Consider the following 22,295-nt stretch of genomic DNA (forward strand, 5'->3'; position numbering starts at 1 on the left):
GCCTCCCGTGTTCCCGGCGACTGTACGAGGGGGCTGGCACACGCCCGGGGGCCAGTCGCGGCGCCGCGGTACTCGCTGCACGTGGAGGTCTCAACAGGGCGTGCGCGCACTCTGAGACAATCACGGCATGAGTGACCAGACCGCACCCGATGCCTCATCCGCCGCCACACAGGGCGCCGTTCCGCAGGAGGCCGCGGGCGACGACGCCCGCACCATCCGCGAGCGCCTGGCACAGGTGACGGAAAATGTCCGCACCGCGTCGGAGTCCGCCCACGACGATCCCGAAGCCGTCCGGGTCATGCTGGCGACGAAGACGCAGCCGGCTGCGCGCATCCGCGTCGCGCTTCAGGCGGGACACACGCTCATCGGCGAGAACCGGGTGCAGGAGCTGCAGGCGAAGGCCCCCGAGCTCGCGGACATCCCCCACGAGCCCCACCTCATCGGCCCGCTGCAGCGGAACAAGGTGAACCACACCCTGCGAGCGGGTGCCGTGTGCGTGCAGTCGATCGACAGCCTCGCGGTCGCGCAGAAGCTGTCGGACCGGATCGCCGCTCTCGCAGCGGAGGGTCATGAGGCGCTCGTCGCCGAGGCCCCGGGGACGCTGCACGCCGCCGCAGACGCACCCCTGCTCGGCGTCCTTCTCCAGGTGAACACGTCACGGGAGGACTCGAAGTTCGGAGTGACGCCGGATGCAGCGGAGGAACTCGCGGAGCAGGTCCGCGAGCTCCCCCACCTGCGGATCCGCGGCCTCATGACGATCGGCTTCCCCGGCACGAGCGACGAGGAGATCCGCCCGTCCTACGCGGAGCTCCGGGAGCTGTCCGCGCGCCTCCGCGAAACAGGGGTGCTGCCGGAGGGTGCGACGGATCTCTCGATGGGGATGAGCGCGGACTACGCCCTGGCGATCGAGGAGGGCGCGACGATCGTCCGCGTCGGCTCGACGATCTTCGGTGCGCGGGGCTGACCTCCAGCTGCCGCCGGACCGCCTCTCGCCCTCACAACCAGCAGAAGCCACCAACTTTCATCAGACCGCACAACTTCTTTCCTGTGCGGTCTGATGAAAGTTGGTGGCTATGGCTCTGGGTGTGGAGGCTGCGAGCGTGCTGGCTTCAAGCCGGCCACGACAGGCCCCCGCCGGACCGCGTCTCGCCAGTCGGCCCAACGGCTCGTCAGCCCGTCACTTCTCCTTCGGCAGCCCCTTCGACTCAGGATCGACGCTGCGGATGAGGATCGACGTGTCGTAGTTCCCCCAGCCGTCGTCGATCAGCTGCTGCAGCTTCTCGTGGACGAGCGATGCCGCGGGCAGGTCGACGCCCTGCGACTCTGCACCGGCGAGCGCCAGGCCCAGGTCCTTGTGCATGAGCATCGTGGAGAAGCCGGCGGCGAACTCGCGCTCCGACGGCGAGGTCTCGACCACGCCGGGGACCGGGTACCAGTTGCGCAGCGGCCACGAATCGCCCGACGACACCGATGCGATGTCGAAGAACACCTTGGGGTCCAGGCCGAAGCGCTGCGCGAGGACTGCGCCCTCGACGACGCCCTGCAGGCTGATCGCCAGCTGCATGTTGTTCGCGATCTTCGCCGCCTGACCCGCCGCCTCGCCGCCGGCGTGGAAGATGTTCCCCGCCATGACCTCGATGATCGGCTTGGCTTCAGCGACCACGTCCTCGTCACCGCCGAGCATGAAGGTGAGCGTCCCTGCCTGCGCGCCGCCGATGCCTCCGGAGACCGGGCCGTCGAGGAAGCGGAAGCCCCGCTCGCGGGCCTCCTTGTGCAGCGTCCGTGCGGAGTCGAAGTCGATCGTCGACGAATCGACCAGCAGCGTCGACGTCTCAGCGGAGTCGAAGACGCCGTCCGCGTCGAGGTACACGGTGCGGGCGTGCTCACCCTTGGGCAGCATCGTGAAGACGACGTCTGCGCCGGCGACGGCCTCGGCGATGGAGGCCGCAGGGGTGACCCCGTCCTCAGCGGCGGCGGTGATCGCGGCCTCGACCACGTCGTAGCCGGTGACCGTGTGGCCCGCTGCGATGAGATTCTTCGTCATGGGGTGGCCCATATTCCCGAGCCCGATCCAACCGATGTGTGCCATGATGCCTCCTTGCATGATGCATGCGAGATGTGACGTGCGTGGCACCAGCCTATTCCCCACCGAGCAGCGGCGCAGTCCAGCACCGCTCGCAGGTTGCGCACCGATGGTGTGCGCGAGTGCAGATAGCATGCGGGAATGACGAGCCCGCACGCACACCCGTCCCCCAGCCTGCGCATAGCGCCGGACGATCTCCTCGCGCTGCTGGCCGTCGCGCGCCTGGGCAAGTACACGGCCGCCGCGACCAGCATGGGCGTCAACCACACGACCGTGTCCCGTCGGATCGCGGCACTGGAGAAGGCGGTGGGCGAGCGCGTCCTCGCCGCCTCCCCCGACGGGTGGGAGCTGACCCCTCGCGGTCGTCGACTGCTGCCCGCCGCCGAGGCCGTGGAGGCCGCGCTCTCCTCCGCCGCCTCCACGACGGGTCGGGACGGAGCGGCTGATGCGCTGACCGGAACGGTCCGCCTCGCCGCACCCGCGGGCTACGCCGACTGGTTCGCGTTGCCGGTCCTCGCGCAGCTGCAGCGGGTGCACCCCGGGCTGCAGGTGGAGGTCCTCACAGCCACCCAGCGGGCGCGCCGCTACCGGTCGGGGGTGGACATCGAGGTCGTGGTCGGGCGTCCGGACGCCCCGCAGTCCATCGCACAGTTCCTCCGGCACTACTCGCTGGGCCTCTTCGCCTCGCAGGAGTACATCGAGGAGAACGGGGAGCCGGAGTCGCTCGCCCAGATGTCAGCGCACCGCCTCATCTACTATCCGGAGCACTCGCTGAGCGTCGAGGATCTGGCACACGCGACGGAGGGGCTGCCCCAGCCTGCGGGCCATTTCCGCTCTAATGAGGTCCATCTGCACGTGCGTGCGACGCAGCTGGGCGTCGGGATCGGCCTGCTTCCCACCACCGCCGGCGAGGAGGCTCCGGCGGACCGCGGCGAACATCGCGCCGGTCACGCCGGTCGCACTCACGATGGTCCGGGCGATCCCACCCACCCTGCCCTGGTGCGCGTCCTCCCGACCTTCTCACGGCCGATGGAGTACTGGGCGGCGGTGCGCCCGGAGGTCCTCCGCCGTCCCGCCGTCGAACAGGTCCTGCTGGCTCTGCGCGACGGCCTCCCCTCAGCAGCACGTACTGAGTCATCAATTCAGCACTGAGAAGCCCCGTTTCGTGTGCAGGAGTGACGACTCAATGTGCTGGAATGTCCGCTCGACACGACGGGCGGCGCCTCACTCACTCCGCACTCTCTCTCCACTCACTCAACGCACTCATTCCGCGGACCAGCCCCCGTCGATCGAGTACCCGGAGCCGTTGATCGCCCGACCGGCCTCCGACGCCATGAGCACGGCGATCGCGGCGACGTCTTCCGCCCCCGGCAGCGACGGGACCGCAGAATGCTCCAGGAAGACCTCTTCCAGCACTGCGTCCTCGCTGATCCCGCGGGTCGTCGCCTGGTCCGCGACCTGCGACTCCACCAGCGGCGTCATGACGTAGCCGGGATTGATCGCATTGCAGGTGACGCCCTTGGGCCCGCCTTCCAGTGCGGTCGTCTTCGTGAGCCCCATGAGCCCGTGCTTCGCGGCGACGTACGCGGACTTGAACGCGGACGCGCGGATCCCGTGGACCGACGACAGGTTGATGATGCGGCCCCACCCGCGCTCGTACATCACGGGCAGCGCCGCCTTCGTGAGCACGAAGGGCGATTCGAGCATGAGCGTCTGGATGAACCGCCACTCCTCCAGCGGGAACTCCTCCAGCGGATGGATCCGCTGGATGCCTGCATTGTTCACGAGGATGTCGACGTCCAGCGGTGAGCCGCGGAACCGCTCCTCCAGCGCCGAGGTGTCCGCCAGGTCCACCTCCCACACCTCCGCGGTGCTGACTCTCGCCGTGGCCGTCGTGCCGGCCGCCGCAGGCGCCGCGTCGCGGTAGGGGCCACCCGTCTCACCGGCATCCGCGCGGCTCGCGCCTGCTGCTTCCGCGATCTCGTCGGCGACCGCGCGTGCACCGTCCCCGTCCCGGTCGGCGAGGATGACGTGGGCCCCCTCTGCGGCGAAGGCGAGCGCGACGGCCCGGCCGATCCCGGAGGCTCCGCCCGTGACGAGGGCGCGGCGGTTGGTCAGCAGTTCACTCATGTGACCCACGTTACGTCAGGAGCGGGCTCTCACGCCCCCACTCACCTGTCCAGCAACCTCACTCATCCAGCAGCGCTGCCGCGTACATCGGCCGGGCCGCGTCCTCGCTGGGCGGGTGGAAGAGCCCGGCAGTCGCATCCCGGAACACGCGGCTGATCTCGTTCCCGTTGCCGAATCCGCTTCCACCGGAGCACATGAGTGCGGCCTCCGCGGTCCTCCGCGCCGCGCGCGACGCGTTGATCCGCGCACTCACGAGCCGCAGCGGCCAGCCCGCCCCGTGGTCGGCGAGCTCATCGAAGTCCCGCGTGTAGGAGTCCAGCTGCGCGGGCACCGCCAGGTAGTCCATGTGCGCATCGGCCAGGCGCACGCGCGTCTCCGGCACCTCGGCGTAGGACACGCCCCTCTTCGCGGACTTCCGCTTCTTCAGCGCCTCCGCCCCCAGCTCCAGCGCCCGCTGCGCCACACCCGCGTAGACGGATGCGATGAGCAGCTGGAAGTTGCTCGTGATCGCGAACGTGAGCAGATCCGGCACGGGACCCGGTTCGATGCGCCTGGCCACCCGCTCCGGCTCCATCCGCACGTCGTCGAGGATCGTCGCGCGGCTGTGGGACGGACGCATCCCCATGACGTCCCAGTCATCGGAGGGTTTGATCCCGTCGGCACTGCGATCGAGGAACCCGTAGACCAGCCGCGGTTCCGCGGCATCAGAGGTGTCGAGCCCGTGCACGATCAGCCGCGTCCACACCGGGGTGAGGGAGGTGAAGATCTTCACGCCGCTCAGCAGGTAGCCGCCGTCGGCCTGCGGCTCCGCCTGCGTATTCGAACCCTGCAGCACCCAGTCGTTCGCCGGTTCGCTGATCCCGAACGCGAACACCTCGCCCGCCTGGGCCTCCTCCAGCACCCAGTCGAGCGAGTGGTCCCCCCGCGCACCCATCGCGTGGACGACGCCCGTGCACATGAGATGCATGTTGACCGCCAGCGCCGTGCCCGGTGCGGCCGTCGCCAGCCGCTGCTGCAGTCGCGTGACCTCGTGCAGCGTGAGACCCGGGCCGCCCATCGACTCCGGCACGAAGAGCCGCAGGTATCCGGACGCCTTCAGCTCTTCGAGGTCGTCGTAGAAGAAGGCGTTCTCCCGGTCGTAGTCGGCCGCCCTCGTCCGGAACCTCTCCAGCAGGTCATCCGGCAGGTAGGTCTGCGCGAGCTCCTCGTGCCGCGCCTCCCGTGCCGCCGCCGGCGCCTCGTGCGAATGCGTCATCGTGACTCCTCCTCGTGTCTCTCCATGCGCGCGAACAGGACCGCCGCGTTGTGCCCTCCGAAGCCGAACGATGTCGACAGCACCGTGCCCAGGTCGATCCTCCGCGCCTCACCGCGCACCAGGTCGAGGTCGAACTCCGGATCGTCCGCGTTGAGGGTGGGCGGGATGAGGCCGTCCCTCAGCGAGCGGATCGCGAGGATCCCCTCGACGACGCCGGCGGCACCCAGCAGGTGCCCGGTCGTCGACTTCGTCGCCGTGACAGGAACCTCCCGCGCCCGAGGCCCCAGCACCTCGGACAGAGCCCTCACCTCTGCCGCGTCCCCGGCAGGAGTGCCGGTGCCGTGCGCATTCACGTGGTCGACGGCTTCCGGACCCAGCCCTGCATCAGCGAGGCACGCACGCATCGACAGCGCCGCGCCGCGGCCCTCCGGATGCGGGGCGGTCGGATGGTGGGCGTCGCTCGAGGCGCCGAATCCCGTAAGCTCCGCCAGGGCCTCGGCGCCCCGGCCCTGCGCCGTGTCCTCGGCCTCGAGCAGGATCGCAGCGGCCCCGTGGGACATGACGAAGCCCGACCGGTCGCGGTCGAAGGGGCGGCTCGCGGAGGCCGGATCGGCCTCGAAGCCGGCGGCGAGCGCGCGCAGGTTCGCGTTCGAGGAGAGGTTCACCGGACCCAGGCAATCCTCCATGCCCACCACCAGCACCGCGTCCGCGTACCCGTGCCGGATGAGTCGCAGCCCGTCCCCCAGCCCGACCGCGCCGGACGCGCACGTCGCGCTCACGCCATGCGACGTGCCGAGCGCTCCGTACCGCTGGCTCAGCAGGGCCGCCGCCCCATCGGGCGCACCGTAAATCGCAAGCGTCAGCGGCACCGACCGAGGTCCGCCCTCGTCGTACGCGCGCGTCGCGGCCTGCATCGCATCGACGGGTCCTGACCCGGTTGCAGCGAGGACGACGAGACGCTGAGGATCCCAGGGGAGATCGTCGGGCGCCGGCACCACCGCCGAGGCCGCTGCCCGGTCCCCGGAGGCCGCCGAGACTCCTGGATCGGCTTCTGCTCCGGATACCTTGATCGCCTGCGCGACAGCCTGGTCCGCGGCGGCGATGGCCCACTGCTGGACCGGACTGAGACGACGGGCGAGCGCGCGCGGCAGATGCGCCTCGGGGTCGAAGTCACGCACCTGGCCGCCGATCCGCACCGGCAGATCTGCGAACTCCTCACCCTCGAGCACGCCGATGGCACTGCGGCCGGCGCGGGCCGCCTCCCACAGCGCGTCTGCGCTGTTCCCGCTGGGTGTGATCGCACCCAGCCCGGTGACCACGACGCGCCGCATCTCCGTCACAGCCGTTCCGCCTTCCCCTCGAGCACGAGGTCTCGCGTCGCCGGTCTGCGGATCTTGCCGCCCACGGTGCGGGGAAGCGCATCGACCCGGAACCAGCGCCGCGGCACGTACTGGGGCGCGAGACGCTCCTGGGCGTGCTCGCGCAGGACGTCCTTCGTCAGAGCAGCTGTCGCCGAAGAGCCCGCCGGCCCCTCACCGGCCCCGGCCTCGATGACCAGCGCGACCACAGTGCCCAGCGCGGGATCCGGCAGAGGCACAGCGCACACGTCTCTCAGGCCGACGAGGTCGTCGAAGGCGCGTTCGACCTCGGGCAGGGCGACCTTGTGCCCGCCGGTGATCGCGATGTCCCCGGCTCTGCCCACGAGCTCCAGCCGTCCGTCGACGATCCGGCCCTGGTCGTGGACGGTCGCCCAGCCGTCCGGGCCCACCAGTACCTCGTCGGTCGTGCCCGCGAGGTAGCCCGCGGAGCATGCCGCCGCGAGGATCCAGAGAGTGCCGATCTCCCCGTCGGGTGCCAGGTCCCCGGACTCCTCCCGGATCTGTGCGCCGATGCCGTCGTAGATGCTGATGAGCGTCCCGTCGCCGTCCCGGCTGTCGCCGATGAAGCCGATCTCTGCGGCGCCGTAGTAGCTGATGAGCCTCACGTGGGGCAGCACGTCGGCGAGGCCTGCGCGGATCGACGCGGGCAGGTTCGCCCCGCCGGTCACGACCAGGTCGAGGCGCGCGAAGCGTTCGGGAGCGCGGCGGGCCGCGTCTGTCAGGGCGCGGACCACGGCCGGCACGACGACGACGCGGGTGATCGCCTCGTCGTCGATGCGATGGGCGAGGGCGAGCGGGTCGAACCCATCGGCGACATGCACGCTGCCGCCCGTGGCCATGCATTCGACGACCGCATAGAGGGTGAGGCTGTAGGAGACCGGCCCGGGGGCCAGCGTCGCGACGCCTGCGAACGGCTCGAGGTGCGCGGTGGAGACCGCCGCGTTCGCCCGGTACTGGTCGCGGGTCTTGAGGAACGCCTTCGGGTTGCTCGTCGTGCCGGAGGAGAAGAGCATGAGGAACGCCTCGTCCCCGTCGCGGACCGCAGGCCGCTCCAGGGGCGGTCCGGTCGGGGCCCCGCGCAGCCCGTCGATGCTGCGGGTGAAGTCGTCGAGGCCGATCACGGTCCCCGTCCACCCGCGCTGTGCCAATGCGGGTGCCAGATCGTCGGTGTCCGTGACGACCAGGCCGATCCCCGTCGTGAGGACGACGTCGACGCGGTGCTCGAGCGGCCAGCGCGGGTCGATCGTCGCGGACACCGCCCGGAACCCCGCGAGTCCCACGACGAAGCGGGCGGTCGCGAACGCCGATTCCGCGCTGATGGCCGCGATCGGGATCCCGCGGGTCTCCGCGGCGGGTGCCGGCGGATCAGCCTGTGCACGGTGGAGGCCGTCGACGACGGCGAAGAGGCGAGAGGAGTCGGCGATGAGTTCGCGGTACGTGAGGCTCTCGCCTTCACCGACGATCGCCGGCCGGTCGGGATGCTGCGCGGCCGTCTCCAGCATCGCCTGCGTCATCGGCACGAGCGGACCCCCTCATCGTCGACCGTCCCGGATGGACTTCGCCACCGGGCCGGGTGGTGAGCCGTGCGGGTGCGTCTGGTGCCGCACGGACACCGCCCAGTCTAGGGAGCCTGACGGACACAGCAGGGTGCAGTCCGTCACGCGGCGCCTCAGGAGCCGCCTCAGCTGTCCCTCAGCTGTCCTTCAGAGGGTGGGATACGCGCATCCCACCGGCTCAGAACGCCGGGGTGTTCTCGAACTCCTCGAGGACCGCCACCACCTGCTCGCTCGTGAAGGCCTCCTTGAGCGCGGCGACCTCCGGGGAGTCCTGGTTGTCCTCACGGGACACGAGCGTCACCGCGAACTGCTGGTCCTCCTCGAAGGTCAGACCGTCCTCGAACGGGCTCAGGTCGATCTGATTCGCGAAGGCGGGCAGGTTGAACACCGCGTCCGACTCCTCGTAGGCGGCGTTCGCCTGGAGCAGCTCAACCTGGACGAACTCCAGATCGCGCGGGTTCTCCGTGATGTCGTCCATGCCGGCCTCGAACCTTTCGGCTGCGGGATCCAGGGTGACGATCTCCTCCTCCGCCAGCATCTGCAGAGCGCGGCCCAGGTTCGAGCTGTCCGCCGGGAGGGTGACGTGCCCCCCGTCGGGCAGCTCCTCGATCGAGTCGAGCTCCTGCGAGTAGAACGCGACGGCCGTGAGATAGACCGGCTGCACACCGACGAGCGACGCGTCGTTGCCCTCGTTGAACTCCTCCATGAAGGGCACGTGCTGGACGAAGTTCGCGTCGATCTCCCCGGCCTCGAGCATCGCGTTGGGCTGCACGTAGTCGGCGACCTCGATCATCTCGATCTCAAAGCCGTCGCCGATCGCCTCAGCAGCCGCCTCGACGACATCCGTCATCGGCGGGGTGGCTGCGGCGACCTGGAGGGTCGTCGTGCCGCCCCCTCCGTCCGCACCGCAGGCGGACAGGGTGAGTGCGGCAGCGGTCAGCGCTGCGGCGGGCAGGAGCGTGCGACGGGTCATGGTGTCATTTCCTTCGTGAGTGCGGTGGTCGGTCATCGCTTGTCAAGAGCGCGGGAGATCAGGTGGCCTGCCGTCTGCAGGACCAGGACGGCGGCGATCGTGAGGACGATCGCCGTGTACATGAGGGTGAACTGGTACTCCTGGTAGCCGTAGCGCAGCGCGAAGTCGCCGATCCCGCCACCGCCGACCACACCCAGGACTGTCGAGTAGGAGACGAAGCTGATCGTCGCGGATGTGAGCGCGTACACCAGTCCGGAGCGAGCCTCGACGTAGAGGAACTTCGTCACCGTCTGCCAGATGTTCGCCCCCATGGACCGGGCCGCAGTGAGGATGCCGCTGGGCAGCTCCAGCAGGATCTGCTCGACCAGGCGCGCGTAGATGGCGATCGCGACGAAGGCCAGGGGGAAGGAGGCTGCGGTCGTTCCGAAGGTCGTCCCGAACACCATCCGCGTCACCGGGATCATGAAGACGACGAACAGCAGGAACGGGAAGGACCGCACGATGGTGACGTAGAGCTCCGCCGCGATCCAGACGGGACGGTTCTCGACGAGGCCGCCGCGCCGGGTCAGGAAGATGAGGGTGCCCAGCGGCAGACCGAGCAGCACTGCGGCGACGATGGCGGCGAGCACCATGTACCCCGTCTCCACGAGCGCCTCGACGATCTTGTCGCCGGATTCCGCGAAGACGTCGAGGATCTCGTTCACGCGCGCACCTCCGTCATTCCGTGAGCGCCTTCCGCGCGTGCTCCAGGTAGCTGCCGTCCGCGTCTCGCCGTCGACTGTTCACCGTCAGCGTCTCGCGCAGCCTCCCCCGCTCGAAGACCGCCGCACGATCGCAGATCGCCTTCGCCACGTCGAGCTCGTGGGTGACCACGACGATGGTGGTGCCGTACTCGTCGCGCGCGCTGCGCAGGAGCGTGAGGATGTCCGCCGTCGTCGAGGTGTCGAGGGCGGAGGTCGGTTCGTCGGCCAGGAGCACGGAGGGCCGCGTGGCCAGTGCACGGGCGATCGCGACGCGCTGCTTCTCCCCACCGGACAGCTGCGCCGGATAGTGGTCGCCGCGGTGCTCGAGCCCGACGAAGGCGAGCAGTGAGGCGAGCAGCTCCGGATCGCTGCGCCGCTGGATCGTGAGCGGCAGCTCCATGTTCTGTCGGACCGTGCGATTGCCCAGCAGGTTGAAGCCTTGGAAGACGGTGCCGATCCCGTGCCGCAGCCGGTTGAGCTGCCGCGGGGACAGCGTCGACGGGTCCACCCCGTCCAGCAGCACAGTGCCGTCCGTCGGATGGGCGAGCGCTCCCAGCAGCTCCAGCAGCGTGGACTTCCCCGCCCCGCTCTCACCCAGCACTCCGAAGATCTCCTGCCGCTCGATCGCGAGCGTCACGTCATCGAGTGCGGTGACTGAGCCGAATCGCTTCGTGACACCGCGCAGGTCCACTGCAGGGCTGCTCGCGGCAGGCGCACGCTCGTCTGCCGAGCTCGTGCCGGGCGGTGCGGGGCGGTCGGACATGGGGCGGGGTTCTCCAGCGTGCTCGCGGGGCTGCGTGCCCGCACGGGGCGGCACGCAGGAAGACCGGCTTCAGGGCGCGTGTGAATTCCCTTGGATCTTCATGGCAACCCCAGCAGTCTATGGTGGTCGTGACCACCGTGGAGGGGGTGCGGGTATTAGCTTGCGCACACCCTCGATGGACGGACCTGCCGCCTCACACGCAGAGCTGCGGCCGGGGAGAGGACGTCGAATGACCGAGGACCCGCAGCCCGTGCTGTACACCGCGACCGCGGTCAACCGGACCGGCTCTGACGGCGAGAGCGTGACGGACACCGGGTGGCGCGTCGCGGTGCGCTCGCCCCTCCTCAGCCCGCCGCCGGAATCGCCGGAGCCGGGAGACCACCCCTCGAATCCCGAAGAGCTCCTGGCCCTCGCGTGGGCGACCTGCCTCTCCGGGAGCGCCCGCATCGTCGCACCAGGTCGCGATGTGACGGTCCGGGTCGAGGTCACCCTGCACGAGGATGCCTCCGGACCCGGGTTCGCCTTCACCCCGACGGCCTTCGTGTCCTTCGCCGGCGCCGATCCGGAGTCCGCGGACCGGCTCGCCGCCGCCGCGCACGCGCGGTGCCCCATCTCGAAGCTGCTCAGCGGCCGGGGCACGGCGACGGTCGTGGCAGAGCCGCACTCCCCCGACTCCCCCGACTCCTCCGCCTAGGGCCGCCCAGGGCCGCCGAGTGCCGCCCAGTGCCGCCCAGTGCCACCCACCGCCGCCACAGACGATCACCCCTTGACCCCGACCTCGACCGGGTCTACAGTTAAGGTATTCCTTCATAAAGGAGTTGCTTCAATGGCAGCCACAGACCGCCTCAGCCTCATCTTCGCCGCACTCGCCGATCCCACACGCCGGGAGATCCTCAGTCGCCTGGCACAGGGACCGGCCACGGTGGGCGAGGTGGCCGAACCGTTCGACATGAGTGCGCCTGCGATCTCACAGCACCTCAAGGTGCTCGAGCGCGCGGGTCTCGTCACGCGCACGGTGAAGGCCCAGTGGCGGACGCTGTCGCTGGAGGCCCAGCCGCTCGGCGACGCCGCGGCATGGGTCGAGGAGCAGCGCCGCGACTGGAATCTTCGCCTCGACGCACTCGAGCACCACCTCGAGGCGATGACAGCGAGAACGAACGACGATGTTCAGGAGTGAGCACGATGACCACCGCAGACAGCACCGATCAGATCCCCGAATTCTCGATCACCCGCACCCTCGACGCACCACGAGACCTCGTCTGGAGGTCGTGGACCGACGAATCCGAACTCGCCCAGTGGCTGGGTCCGTTCGGGGTCACGACCGATTCCGTGGCGTTCGACGTCCGCGCGGGCGGCCGCTATCGCTACACGATGACGAACGACGAGACCGGTGAGCAGTTCCCGACCGGCGGCGAGTTCCTCGAGGTCCTCCCCCAGGACCGGCTCGTCTTCACGTGGGGCGAGCCGGACACGCCCGTGGAGAGCGCTCCCGTCATCACACTCACCTTCAGCCCGCAGGGCGAGCAGACGGAGCTCGTCCTCCACCTGCGCGGGATCGCGGGGCACCCCGGTGACGGCTTCGTCCACGACGGCTGGGACGAGGCGCTCACCAACCTGGACCGGCACCTCCGCGGTGAACTGCCGGGCTGAGTACAGCGCCGGACACACGCCGAGGCGCCGGTCACCTCCACGGGTGACTGGCGCCTCGGCGTGTGTCCGGCACCTCTGCCGTCACTGACGGCATCTCGTGCCGTCACTGCCGCAGGATCACCTGCCCGGGTGCTCCTCGAGCTTCCCGTGACGACGGGCGGCACGGGATTCGGAGTCCACCCGGTCGACGTCCATGAGGTCGACGCCGCGGGTCTCCTTCGTGAAGTACAGCGCGACCAGCGAGATCGCAGCGGCGACGGCCAGGTAGATGGCGATCGGGATCGACGAACCCGTTGCGCTGAGCAGAGCGGTCGCGATGATCGGGGCGAACGAACCGGCCACGATCGCCGTGACCTGGTAGCCCAGCGACACTCCGGAGTAGCGCATGCGGGTGGGGAACATCTCCGACATGATCGCGGGCTGGGGCGCGTACATGAACCCGTGGAAGATCAGGCCCGCGAGGATGCCGATGAAGATCATCAGCCCGTCGCCCGTGTCGTACAGCGGGAAGGCGAAGAAGCCCCAGGTCGCCGTCAGCAGGATGCCGATCAGGTACGGCGGCTTCCGGCCGACGATGTCGGTGAGCTTGCCGATGAACGGCACCATGATCGCGTGGAGCGCGTGGGCGCCCAGGAGGAGGCCCAGGATCTCCGCATTCTCGATGCCCACCTGGATCGACAGGTACGTGATGGAGAACGTGACGACGAGGTAGTAGTGGATGTTCTCCACCAGGCGCAGGCCCATCGCTGCGAACACGCCGCGGGGGTAGCGCTTGAAGACCTCGATGACGCCGTAGCCCGCGTCCTCCTCATGGATCTCCTGGTGCGCCTCCTGGAAGATCGGGGCATCGCTCACGCGGGTGCGGATGTACCAGCCGATGATGACGATGACGGCAGACAGCCAGAAGGCGACCCTCCAGCCCCATGACAGGAACGCCTCGCTGGACAGGACCGCGGTGAGCACGAAGAGGACGCCCGTCGCCAGCAGATTGCCCAGGGGCACGCCGGACTGGGGCCAGGAGGCCCAGAACCCGCGGTCCTTCGCCGGCGAGTGCTCAGCGACCAGCAGGACGGCGCCGCCCCACTCACCGCCGACTGCGAATCCCTGGATCAGACGCAGCAGCACGAGGATGACCGGCGCGGCATAGCCGATCTGATCGAACGTGGGCAGGCAGCCCATGAGGAAGGTCGACACGCCCACCAGGATGATCGAGAACTGGAGGAGGGCCTTGCGACCGTACTTGTCACCGAAGTGGCCGAAGACGATGCCGCCCACGGGCCGTGCGATGAAGCCGACCGCGTAGGACCCGAAGGCCAGCAGCACCGCGTCGAACGGGTTGTCCGACTGCGGGAAGAGGATGTGGTTGAAGACCAGCGTCGCGGCGGAGGCGTAGAGGAAGAACTCGTACCATTCGACGACCGTTCCAGCCATCGAAGCCGCGACGACCTGCTGCAGCTGCCTCGTCTTCGACTTCTTGGTGGATGGCGTCTCACCTGGATGGGTGGACATGCGGGCTCCCATGGGGACGGCGGCCGTCGTGTGCGTGCCGACCGGTCTGCGATCCCGACCACGTCGCCTGGATCCACCGGAGCGCACCGACGGCCGATGCGGAGCGCACGGGCAGGCAGCGTCGCCCGCTCGTGTGCCGTACGTCACCCAGCATGCGTCCCGCAGCGCAAGGATTCAAGCGACACTCCCAGAGACGTGTCAGCCCCTGCCCTGCGATCCTGCAGATGCCGTCTGTGCGGGGAGACCCTAGTCCTCTGCGGGAGGGTTCCCTGCCTGCGGCGATCGAGGGCGGTCCGTCGAGCGCTCCCCGTTCCCCTTCGAGGGCACCTCGTTCGCCGCGGCGAGCTCGGCGAGCATCGCGTTGTACGCCTCCAGCTCCGCATCGCCGGACCTGTCCTCCGCGCGATCGCTGCGCTTCGCCTCGCGGGTCGACGACTTGAACCATTCCACCGCCATGATGATCGCGAGCCCCAGTGTGGGGAACTCGCCGATCCCCCACGCGATCTCTCCGCCGCGCGCCTGATCCTCGATCGCGCTGACCCATCCGTGGCCCACGTTCCCGTACCAGTCGCCGGCGATGAGTGCCGTCGAGGACATGATCGAGATGCCGAAGAAGGCGTGGAAGGCCATCGTGACGAGCAGGACCAGCAGCCGTACCGGGTACGGATAGCGGTTCACCCCCGGGTCGACGCCGATGATCGACTGCGCGAAGAAGTACCCCGCCGCCAGGAAGTGCAGGATCATGAGCTCGTGCCCGATGTGGGTGTCGAGCGCGTACCACATGATGCCGGAGTAGTAGAAGACGATGAGCGAGCCCGCGAAGTTGATCGCCGCGACGATCGGATGCGAGAAGAACCTCGCATAGCGCGAGTGGACGATCGCGAGCACCCATTCGCGCACGCCCCGCGATCCGTCCCGACGAGGCGCGAGTCCGCGCATGAGCAGGGTGACCGGCGCCCCGAGCACCAGGGGGATCGGCGCGATCATGACCAGTGCCATGTGCTGGAGCATGTGGGCGGAGAACAGCACGCGGCCGTAGACCGACGCGCCGCCGCAGGTCACGTAGAAGAGGACCGCGAGCCCCAGCAGCCAGCAGATCGTCCGGTGGATCGGCCAGGAGTCACCGCGATCGCGCAGCCGCTTGACCGCGAGCAGGTAGAGCACCGCCGCGCCCACCGTGATGACGACCCAGATCGGGTCGAAGAGCCACTCCGTGAAGTACCGGGCGGCCGTGGGCTCCGGTGGCAGAGTCTCGCCGGACAGGATCTGGAACGCAGTCGGCTCGGCGGGCGGCTCGTCCGGGACGGGCGGCGCGGTCCGCGACAGGACCACGCCCAGCGCGGTCGCCGCACCGAAGAGGACGATCTCTCCCAGCACCAGTCGCCAGAACAGCAGTGCCGCGCCCGAGGCCGTCGCACGGCTCGCTGCTCCCGCACGGCTCGCTGCTCCCTCGCGGTTCGCGGCGGGTGCGTCGGACCCGGTACGGGGCGCGGTCGGCGCGGGGACGGCGCCGGGCAGTCGCCCGATCACCGCGCGGCGATGGGACCATCCGGCGAAGCCGAGCAGGATCGTGAGCGCCAGCTTGGTGACGAGCACCAGCCCGTACGGTGTCAGCCAGTCGTCGATCCCGCCCACGCGCAGCAGCGCGTTCGTGAGTCCCGAGTACATCACCAGCGCGTAGGCGATGAGCGCGATCGTCGAGTAGCGGGCGACGATCGAGCCGAGGTCCGCACGACGCGTGAGACCGGGTGCGATGAGCGCGAGCGACAGGAGGCCGCCCAGCCAGATCACCACGCCGACCAGGTGGATCGAGAGGCTGCCGACCGCCTCGATGTGCCCATCGGCCTCTGCGGAGTGGCCGAGGATCGACAGCAGCAGGATCGGCAGCGCGGACACGACGAGAGCCGCTGCCACTCCGGCGAACGAGCGCAGGCCGAACACCAGCATGGAGCCCACGGCGATGAGGCCGACGATCGCCAGCCAGACGCGGCCCAGGTCGATCTCCGTGATGAAGGACCACAGCTGACCGGAGAACTCCCCCTGGAACGCCTGAGCACCCGCGGTGTCGACATAGGTCAGCACGAGGACGGCGACGGACGAGAGGGTCCAGACCGCCGAGGCCACCTGGGCGACGCCCAGCAGACGATTCCATTCGGGGTCGATGCGGGAGGATTTGCGTCCGGTGGTGCGTGGGAACACGACGACGGCCAGCAGGAGGGAGCCGATGGTCAGCGCCATCGCGGAGTTGAAGACGAACTCGGCGATCGGCAGGCCCCACCGGCCCAGCGGGCCGGAGTCCGCGAGCACCGTCGGCGCTGCCGCTCCCGTCGCGATGAGTCCGATCGAGCCCGCGAGAGCGCCGATCAGGACGAACAGCGGGACCGCGGCGATCCGGACCTGGGGTTCGATCCCCGTGGTCGCGTCGCCGCGGGTCGCCGGGGTCGCCTTGGCCGACGCACTCACCGCATTCCGCACACCCTCCGTCACAGCCGTCGGTCGCCCAGCGCGGGGAACGACGTCCGGCGGGAGTGGATCGCTTCGATGTCGATGTCCGCGGTGATGATCGATTCGTCTGGTCCGGCCTCCGCGAGGACGCTCGCGGACGCGTCGAGGATCACCGAGTGCCCGCCCATCTGGGTCTTCGCGTGGAAGCCGGCGGTGTTCACAGCGACCATCGCGCAGAAGTCCTCTGCGGCGCGCGCACGGGCGAGGAGGCTCCAGTGATCGACGCGCGGCGCGGGCCAGGCCGCGGGGACGACGAACACCTCTGCACCTGCATCGAGGAGCGCGCGGAACTGTTCGGGGAAGCGGAGGTCGTAGCACGTCGCGAGACCCAGCGTCACGGTCCGCCCGTCGACCTCGATCGGCGCGGTGACGATGTCCTCACCGGCCTCGAGCAGCTTGGGCTCACCGTTGCCGAAGCCGAACCGGTGGATCTTGCGGTAGACGGAGATGATCTCCCCTGCCGGGTCGATGAGCACCGAGGTGTTCCACAGGCCGCGCTCGCCGTCGGGCAGCTCGGGCAGGCGCTTCACATCGTGGTCGACGGAGGCGAGCCGTTCGAGGGCCTCGGGAGTCCCCTCGATGAGGGAGCCCATGTGGAGGTGGGCGCCGGTGTCCCGTGCCGCAGCGCGCATGGCTGTGACGATCGGGCCGTCCAGGGTCTGGGCGGCGGGGCCCCAGCTGCGGTAGCCGAAGCCGGAGGACGGCCACAGCTCGGGCAGGACGATGAGGTCGGACGAATGCTGAGTGCGGACCAGGTCCGCGGCCCTCACGACGCGGTCTGCGAGCGTTTCGTGGTCGTCGTAACCCAGCTGGATTCCAGAGATGCGCATGGCCCCAGGGTATCGCCGCGGGATGACCGCGGGCGAACGCGGGCAGGTGGTCGCAGAGTGCCGGCTGAATGCGAAGGGCCGGCTGAATGCAGAAGGGCGGCCGGGTCCCGGAGGATCCCGACCGCCCTTCGGCGATCATGCGCGTGAGCGCACTCGTGTCACTTGGTGCCGGCAGCAGCCTTGAGCTTCGAACCGGCGGACAGCTTCACGGAGTAGCCTGCCGGGATCTCGATCTCGGCACCGGTCTGCGGGTTGCGGCCCTTGCGAGCTGCACGCTCGGTGCGCTCGACGGACAGCCAGCCCGGGATGGTGAGCTTCTCGCCGCTGGAGACAGCCTCAGTGAAGGACTCGAAGACGCCGTCGAGCACGTCGGAGACCTGCTTCTGGGTCAGACCGGACTTCTCTGCGACCTCTGCAACCAGTTCGCTGCGGTTCTTAGCCATGGATGTGTCCTCCTTCAGGACTGGAGTACTGCTTCAGTGCTGTGTTCGGGTTACGACTGGTCCGAAACTACCAGACGTCGACCCCCGTTCAGAGGATCCGGCACGCGGATCCTCAGGAGATCACCAGCTGGACTTCGTCACACCGGGCAGCTGGCCCTTGTGCGCCATGTCGCGGAAGCGCACGCGCGACAGGCCGAACTTGCGGAGGTGACCGCGCGGGCGGCCGTCGACCTGGTCGCGGTTGCGGAGGCGGACCGGCGACGCGTCGCGGGGCAGCTTCTGCAGGCCCAGACGGGCCTCTTCGCGCTGATCATCGGTGCTGTCCGGGCTGACCAGCTGGCGCTTCAGCGTGGCGCGGCGCTCGGCGTAGCGCTCCACGATGACCTGACGCTGCTTCTCGCGTGCGATCTTGGACTTCTTAGCCATGTGCGCTCAGCGCTCCTCTCGGAAATCGACGTGCTTGCGGACCACGGGGTCGTACTTCTTGAGCACGATGCGGTCCGGGTTGTTGCGGCGGTTCTTACGGGTCACGTAGGTGAACCCGGTGCCGGCAGTCGACTTCAGCTTGATGATGGGGCGAATGTCCTGGGCCTTTGCCATCAGAGCTTCACTCCCTTCGAGATGAGGTCGCTCACGACAGCGTCGATCCCGCGCGCGTCGATCAGCTTGATGCCCTTGGTGGACACGTTCAGCGTGATGTTGCGGCGCAGAGACGGCACGTAGTAGCGCTTCTTCTGAATGTTCGGGTCGAAGCGACGCTTGGTGCGTCGGTTCGAGTGGGACACGTTGTGTCCGAAACCGGGGACGGCCCCGGTCACCTGGCAGGTTGCTGCCATGACTTCCTCCAGTTCACAGTTGGCGGCGGTGAAGCACCGACCGGCATCCCACGTGCGGACACGCGCTGATCCGATCGTCTGCCTGCATCCTTCGCAGACATCAGCACAGATTCCACCGGGTGCAGCTCCTGCGTGTGCGGGCACACGCCTCTGGAACCGCGAGCGGTGATATGCAGACACCCGGTGCGGGTGTGCGTACGCGCCTCGTCGAGTGACGGGGCACGTGATGTCTCACCAGCGCTGTAGCCGAAGCCTGTGAGAGAGGGCCTAGCATACGTGCAGCGCTCAATGAGCACGTGCGGCGAATCGTGCAGGACGACGCGCCGCGTTCACAACAGTCCACAATCCTATGCGAGCGGGCCCTCGTGCGGCAAGTCGCGCTGGAGCGCTCCCCGCCGGTCGCGTCCGCCCACCCGTACTCGCGTGCCTGCGGTCGGTGTTGCCGCACCCGCCCTCGCGTGCAAGAGTGACAGCATGCATCTCCTGCCAGACCCCGTGAGGGTCGGGCACCGAACGCTCGGGGCCCGATGAGCTCCCCGGAGCCACCCTCTTCGCCCCGTCCGCGGATCCGCAAGGCCCACAGCTTCGAGCACGAGTATTCGGGGCCGCGCACGGGAGGAGCAGACGCACCCGGTGCCGGCGGTTCCGCAGCGCACGACCGGTCCACCTACTACGAATACATCGCGCGCCATTCCGCGGAACTCCCCGCACAGCAGGGCCCCCCGCACGGCCCGTCCGGGTCGGGCTCCGTCCCATCGCACCCCGCCCGGGCACAGGGCGCCCCCGCCGAGGCCCCGGTCACCCACGGCGCCGTCCCTCCCCGCCCCACGAAGCGGCCCACTGCGGGCCCCGCCCCTGCGGCTCCCGGCGCCGCCTCCGCATCCGCGGGCGGCACCGCAGCCGGGCGGACCTCCGCCGCTGCCCCGGGAGACCACGGCGTCCGCCGGAGACGCACCGGCCCCGTCCTCATCGGCGTGATCGCGACGCTGGCGGTCCTCGCGCTGGGGATCGGGCTGGGAGTCGCGTTCCTCGGACCGGACCGCGGCATCCAGGCGACCGACATCGAATCCCCGGGCTCCTCCTCGGCCGCGGACAGCCCCGCACCCGACGACACGGGAGGCGCTCCCGCGACGGCGGACGAGCAGCTGAGCGCGCACGTGACCGACGGGACCCGTGTCGCAGAGGAGCAGCTCGCCGATCAGTGGGTCGTGCAGCTGAGCGCCAAGAAGCCGGGGCTCGAGGCCAACGGACGCACGTGGGACGACCAGGCGATCCTGGAGGAGTTCGAGGAGAACCAGAGGCGGCATCCGGAGGCGATCCTCCTGTGGAGCGGCGACTGGAGCAGCTTCCGGCTCGCGGACTTCTGGGTCACCGTCCTCGCGGAGCCCTACGACAGTCCCGACGAGGCACTCGCGACCTGCACGAACCTGGGCCTGGACCGCGACAACTGCTTCGCGAAGAAGCTCTCGACGTCCGAGGGCCCGGACGGGACGACCGCACTCAACGACTGAGTCGTCTCGTCAGGCGTCCCGATGCCCCTGGTCGCCGCATGACCGGCAGACGGCGCAGCGGCCCGCGAGCTCGATCGTGAACTGCACGTCGTCGTAGCCCGCGTCTGCGGCGGCCGAGAGCATCGCGTCCTGCTCCACCTGCGCCGTGATCTCCTCCGTCCGCCCGCAGCCGTGGCACCGCAGGTGGTGGTGGAGGCGATCGCCGCAGCGTCGGTACAGTGCCTCGCCGTCGCGACCGTGGACCGTGTGGATCTCGCCCTTCTCGCTGAGGCTCAGCAGGTGGCGGTAGACGGTCGCGAGTGAGATCTCTGCGCCTGCGGCGCGAAGATTCGTGTGCAGCTCCTGCGCAGAGATGAGCCGGCGATCACGATCCATGATCGCGACCAGCGAATCACGCTGAGCGGATCGCCTCCGCCGGCGCATCGGCGCGTTCTGATGAGGCGACACCCCTACCCTTTCGTCACACGGCCCGAAACCGTCGAAGAGCGGCCCGAATCCGTCGCAACCGCCTGCTCGGCAGGATAACAGCGCTTCCGGCCCGCGTCACCGGCCCGCGCTCTGTGCAGCACAGAGATGCGCATCTGCGTCCTGCCGGTGCCCCGCACGGGGCACCGCGTCAGAAGATGAGGCGCACGGGATCCTCGAGCACATCGGCGACGTCCCGGAGGAACTTCGAGATGGTCTCGCCGTCGACCACGCGGTGGTCCGCGGAGACCGTCAGCGTCATGACCTCGCGCGGCACGATGGCATCCCCGACGACCCAGGGCTTCTTCTGCACTCGTCCCGCGGCGACGATCGCGCTCTCGCCCGGATTGATGATCGGAGTGCCCCAGTCCACGCCGAACACACCCACGTTCGTGATGGTGATCGTCCCGCCGGACTGCGCTGCCGGTGGGGTCTTCCCCGACCGGGCGACCTCCACGAGCTCGCCGATGCCGCGGCCCAGATCCGCCAGCCCCATCGCGTCCGCATCCTTGATGTTCGGCACGATCAGACCGCGGTCCGTGGCCGCGGCGATGCCGAGGTTCACGTAGTGGCGCAGCGTCACCTCGTCACCGTCCATGCGGGCGTTCATGTAGGGGTACATGATCGCCGCCCGGGTCACCGCCTTCGCGATGATCAGGAGCGGGGAGACCCGCACGTCGTCGCCCAGCGCACGATCGGCCTTGAGACGGCGCACCAGATCCATCATGCCGGTGACGTCGACGTCCACGCCGATCGTCACGTGCGGTGAGGTGAACGCGGAGGTGACCATCGCGTTGGCCATGGCCTTCTTCACGCCCTTGACGGGGACGCGCTCCTCGCGCGACGCGTTCGCCGCCGAGGCACCCGCCCCGACGCTCGCCGCTGCGGCTCCGGCCGCCGCTGCGCCGGCGGTGGCACCGACTGCAGCGGCACCGACTGCGGCGCCACCGGCTGTCGACGTGCCTGCGGAACCGCCGGATTCGAGGTGCGCGAGGAGGTCGGACCGTGTGACCTCGCCGCGCGCCCCGGTGGGTGTCACGGCCGCCAGGTCGACGCCGTGCTCCTTCGCGAGCTTCCGCACGGGCGGCTTCGCCATCGGCCGGCTGTCGCCCCCGGCCTGTGGCGCACCCCCCGCGGCGGAAGAGAAGTCATCGGGCGGCGGGACGGCGGCCGCGGGCGCGGCAGGGGCCGCGCCACCGGTCGCCGGACTCCCGGACGGGGCGGGCGCGGACGGTGCGGCTGCACCGCCGGCCGCCGCCTTGCGCGGGCGGCGCCGGGACGACGAGGCGACTGCCCCGTAGCCCACGAGTGTGGCGCCCGAGGATTCCTCGGACGGCTCGGCGGGAGCGGCCTCGGCGGCGGATGCCTCCGCGCCCGAGGTGGTGGCCGGGGCAGGGTCCTCCCCGCCCACCGGGCCGAAGCGGACGATGGGCGTACCCACCGCGACCGTCTCGCCCTCGTCGACGAGCAAGGCGCCGATCGTGCCCGCGTGGGGGCTGGGGAGCTCGACGAGTGACTTCGCAGTCTCGATCTCGACGAGGATCTGGTTGACCGTCACCGCGTCGCCTGCGGCGACCTTCCACGAGACGATGTCGGCTTCAGTGAGTCCCTCTCCCGGATCGGGGAGGAGGAAGACGTCAGACATGGTGTCCTTTCGGAGACTC

Annotated in this window: 22 protein-coding genes and 2 pseudogenes; 7 read left to right on the forward strand and 17 right to left on the reverse strand. The window is 69.6% G+C overall.

The genetic code is table 11. The features are described 5' to 3' along the window. Positions 1-127: 127 nt before the first annotated feature. A complete protein-coding gene (locus FM105_RS06090; RefSeq protein ID WP_087006348.1) occupies positions 128-964 on the forward strand; it encodes a YggS family pyridoxal phosphate-dependent enzyme in 837 nt (278 codons plus the stop codon). A 213-nt stretch (positions 965-1,177) separates the two neighbouring features. Here the strand turns inward: FM105_RS06090 and mmsB are convergent, their stop codons facing one another. Then, on the reverse strand, positions 1,178-2,089 hold the full coding sequence (gene mmsB, locus FM105_RS06095; protein ID WP_087006350.1) for a 3-hydroxyisobutyrate dehydrogenase: 912 nt from the start codon (positions 2,087-2,089) through the stop codon (positions 1,178-1,180). A gap of 135 nt (positions 2,090-2,224) precedes the next feature. Between mmsB and FM105_RS15035 the strand changes: the two are divergent. Both FM105_RS15035 and FM105_RS15040 read left to right on the forward strand, forming a co-directional pair. Next, positions 2,225-2,437, forward strand: a pseudogene (locus FM105_RS15035) (helix-turn-helix domain-containing protein); the annotation flags it as partial. Positions 2,438-2,590: 153 nt separating this feature from the next. Next, positions 2,591-3,235, forward strand: a pseudogene (locus FM105_RS15040) (substrate-binding domain-containing protein); the annotation flags it as partial. Positions 3,236-3,346: 111 nt separating this feature from the next. Here FM105_RS15040 and FM105_RS06105 read toward each other — a convergent pair. The 7 genes from FM105_RS06105 to FM105_RS06135 form a co-directional block, all read right to left on the reverse strand. Beyond that, positions 3,347-4,213 (reverse strand): SDR family NAD(P)-dependent oxidoreductase, encoded by an 867-nt coding sequence (locus FM105_RS06105; protein ID WP_087006356.1) that lies wholly within the window; start codon positions 4,211-4,213, stop codon positions 3,347-3,349. A 58-nt stretch (positions 4,214-4,271) separates the two neighbouring features. Next, positions 4,272-5,468: an acyl-CoA dehydrogenase family protein gene (locus tag FM105_RS06110; RefSeq protein WP_087006358.1), complete on the reverse strand. Its 1,197-nt coding sequence runs from the start codon at positions 5,466-5,468 to the stop codon at positions 4,272-4,274. Beyond that, positions 5,465-6,799, reverse strand: a complete 1,335-nt coding sequence (locus FM105_RS06115) for a beta-ketoacyl-[acyl-carrier-protein] synthase family protein (protein ID WP_087006426.1) — start codon at positions 6,797-6,799, stop codon at positions 5,465-5,467. The genes FM105_RS06110 and FM105_RS06115 overlap by 4 nt, the downstream gene beginning before the upstream one ends. A 5-nt stretch (positions 6,800-6,804) precedes the next feature. Beyond that, positions 6,805-8,361, reverse strand: coding sequence for a class I adenylate-forming enzyme family protein (locus FM105_RS06120; protein ID WP_306298566.1), 1,557 nt, complete (start codon positions 8,359-8,361; stop codon positions 6,805-6,807). 220 nt (positions 8,362-8,581) lie between these two features. After that, positions 8,582-9,376 (reverse strand): MetQ/NlpA family ABC transporter substrate-binding protein, encoded by a 795-nt coding sequence (locus tag FM105_RS06125; RefSeq protein WP_087006365.1) that lies wholly within the window; start codon positions 9,374-9,376, stop codon positions 8,582-8,584. Positions 9,377-9,408: 32 nt separating this feature from the next. Then, on the reverse strand, positions 9,409-10,080 hold the full coding sequence (locus FM105_RS06130) for a methionine ABC transporter permease (protein ID WP_179207095.1): 672 nt from the start codon (positions 10,078-10,080) through the stop codon (positions 9,409-9,411). A gap of 13 nt (positions 10,081-10,093) precedes the next feature. Then, a complete protein-coding gene (locus FM105_RS06135) occupies positions 10,094-10,882 on the reverse strand; it encodes a methionine ABC transporter ATP-binding protein (protein ID WP_087006367.1) in 789 nt (262 codons plus the stop codon). Positions 10,883-11,111: 229 nt separating this feature from the next. Between FM105_RS06135 and FM105_RS06140 the strand changes: the two genes are divergently transcribed. The 3 genes from FM105_RS06140 (at position 11,112) to FM105_RS06150 (ending at position 12,532) form a co-directional block, all read left to right on the forward strand. Beyond that, entirely contained in the window at positions 11,112-11,576 is a 465-nt protein-coding gene (locus FM105_RS06140; protein WP_179207096.1) for an OsmC family protein, read from the forward strand. Between the two features lie 132 nt (positions 11,577-11,708). Continuing rightward, the gene (locus FM105_RS06145) at positions 11,709-12,059 is read left to right on the forward strand and encodes an ArsR/SmtB family transcription factor (RefSeq protein ID WP_087006373.1); all 351 of its coding nucleotides are present in this window, start codon (positions 11,709-11,711) and stop codon (positions 12,057-12,059) included. A 5-nt stretch (positions 12,060-12,064) separates the two neighbouring features. After that, complete coding sequence (locus FM105_RS06150; RefSeq protein ID WP_087006376.1) at positions 12,065-12,532, forward strand: SRPBCC family protein; 468 nt, start codon at positions 12,065-12,067, stop codon at positions 12,530-12,532. A 117-nt stretch (positions 12,533-12,649) separates the two neighbouring features. On the opposite strand, the gene FM105_RS06155 is transcribed toward FM105_RS06150, so the two are convergent. The 7 genes from FM105_RS06155 to rpmB all read right to left on the reverse strand — a co-directional run bounded on the left by FM105_RS06155 (position 12,650) and on the right by rpmB (position 18,655). Next, the gene (locus FM105_RS06155; RefSeq protein ID WP_087006379.1) at positions 12,650-14,041 is read right to left on the reverse strand and encodes an MFS transporter; all 1,392 of its coding nucleotides are present in this window, start codon (positions 14,039-14,041) and stop codon (positions 12,650-12,652) included. Between the two features lie 246 nt (positions 14,042-14,287). Further along, complete coding sequence (locus FM105_RS06160) at positions 14,288-16,504, reverse strand: cytochrome c oxidase assembly protein (RefSeq protein ID WP_087006431.1); 2,217 nt, start codon at positions 16,502-16,504, stop codon at positions 14,288-14,290. A gap of 20 nt (positions 16,505-16,524) precedes the next feature. Continuing rightward, complete coding sequence (locus FM105_RS06165; RefSeq protein ID WP_087006381.1) at positions 16,525-17,376, reverse strand: nitrilase-related carbon-nitrogen hydrolase; 852 nt, start codon at positions 17,374-17,376, stop codon at positions 16,525-16,527. 158 nt (positions 17,377-17,534) lie between these two features. Then, complete coding sequence (locus tag FM105_RS06170; protein WP_087006385.1) at positions 17,535-17,819, reverse strand: HU family DNA-binding protein; 285 nt, start codon at positions 17,817-17,819, stop codon at positions 17,535-17,537. A gap of 120 nt (positions 17,820-17,939) precedes the next feature. Further along, complete coding sequence (rpsN, locus tag FM105_RS06175) at positions 17,940-18,245, reverse strand: 30S ribosomal protein S14 (RefSeq protein ID WP_087006388.1); 306 nt, start codon at positions 18,243-18,245, stop codon at positions 17,940-17,942. A gap of 6 nt (positions 18,246-18,251) precedes the next feature. Further along, positions 18,252-18,419, reverse strand: a complete 168-nt coding sequence (gene rpmG, locus FM105_RS06180; protein ID WP_087006391.1) for a 50S ribosomal protein L33 — start codon at positions 18,417-18,419, stop codon at positions 18,252-18,254. Continuing rightward, positions 18,419-18,655 carry a 50S ribosomal protein L28 gene (rpmB, locus tag FM105_RS06185; RefSeq protein ID WP_087006394.1) on the reverse strand — a complete coding sequence of 79 codons (237 nt, stop codon included), beginning with the start codon at positions 18,653-18,655 and terminating at the stop codon, positions 18,419-18,421. The genes rpmG and rpmB overlap by 1 nt, the downstream gene beginning before the upstream one ends. A gap of 527 nt (positions 18,656-19,182) precedes the next feature. Here rpmB and FM105_RS06190 point away from each other — a divergent pair. After that, complete coding sequence (locus tag FM105_RS06190; protein ID WP_087006397.1) at positions 19,183-20,166, forward strand: hypothetical protein; 984 nt, start codon at positions 19,183-19,185, stop codon at positions 20,164-20,166. 9 nt (positions 20,167-20,175) lie between these two features. On the opposite strand, the gene FM105_RS06195 is transcribed toward FM105_RS06190, so the two are convergent. Both FM105_RS06195 and FM105_RS06200 read right to left on the reverse strand, forming a co-directional pair. Then, complete coding sequence (locus tag FM105_RS06195) at positions 20,176-20,589, reverse strand: Fur family transcriptional regulator (RefSeq protein ID WP_087006399.1); 414 nt, start codon at positions 20,587-20,589, stop codon at positions 20,176-20,178. A 193-nt stretch (positions 20,590-20,782) separates the two neighbouring features. Then, positions 20,783-22,276, reverse strand: coding sequence for a dihydrolipoamide acetyltransferase family protein (locus FM105_RS06200; protein WP_087006401.1), 1,494 nt, complete (start codon positions 22,274-22,276; stop codon positions 20,783-20,785). Positions 22,277-22,295: the final 19 nt, after the last annotated feature.

It is taken from the genome of Brevibacterium yomogidense (assembly GCF_900163715.1).
Classification (GTDB): domain Bacteria; phylum Actinomycetota; class Actinomycetes; order Actinomycetales; family Brevibacteriaceae; genus Brevibacterium; species Brevibacterium yomogidense_A.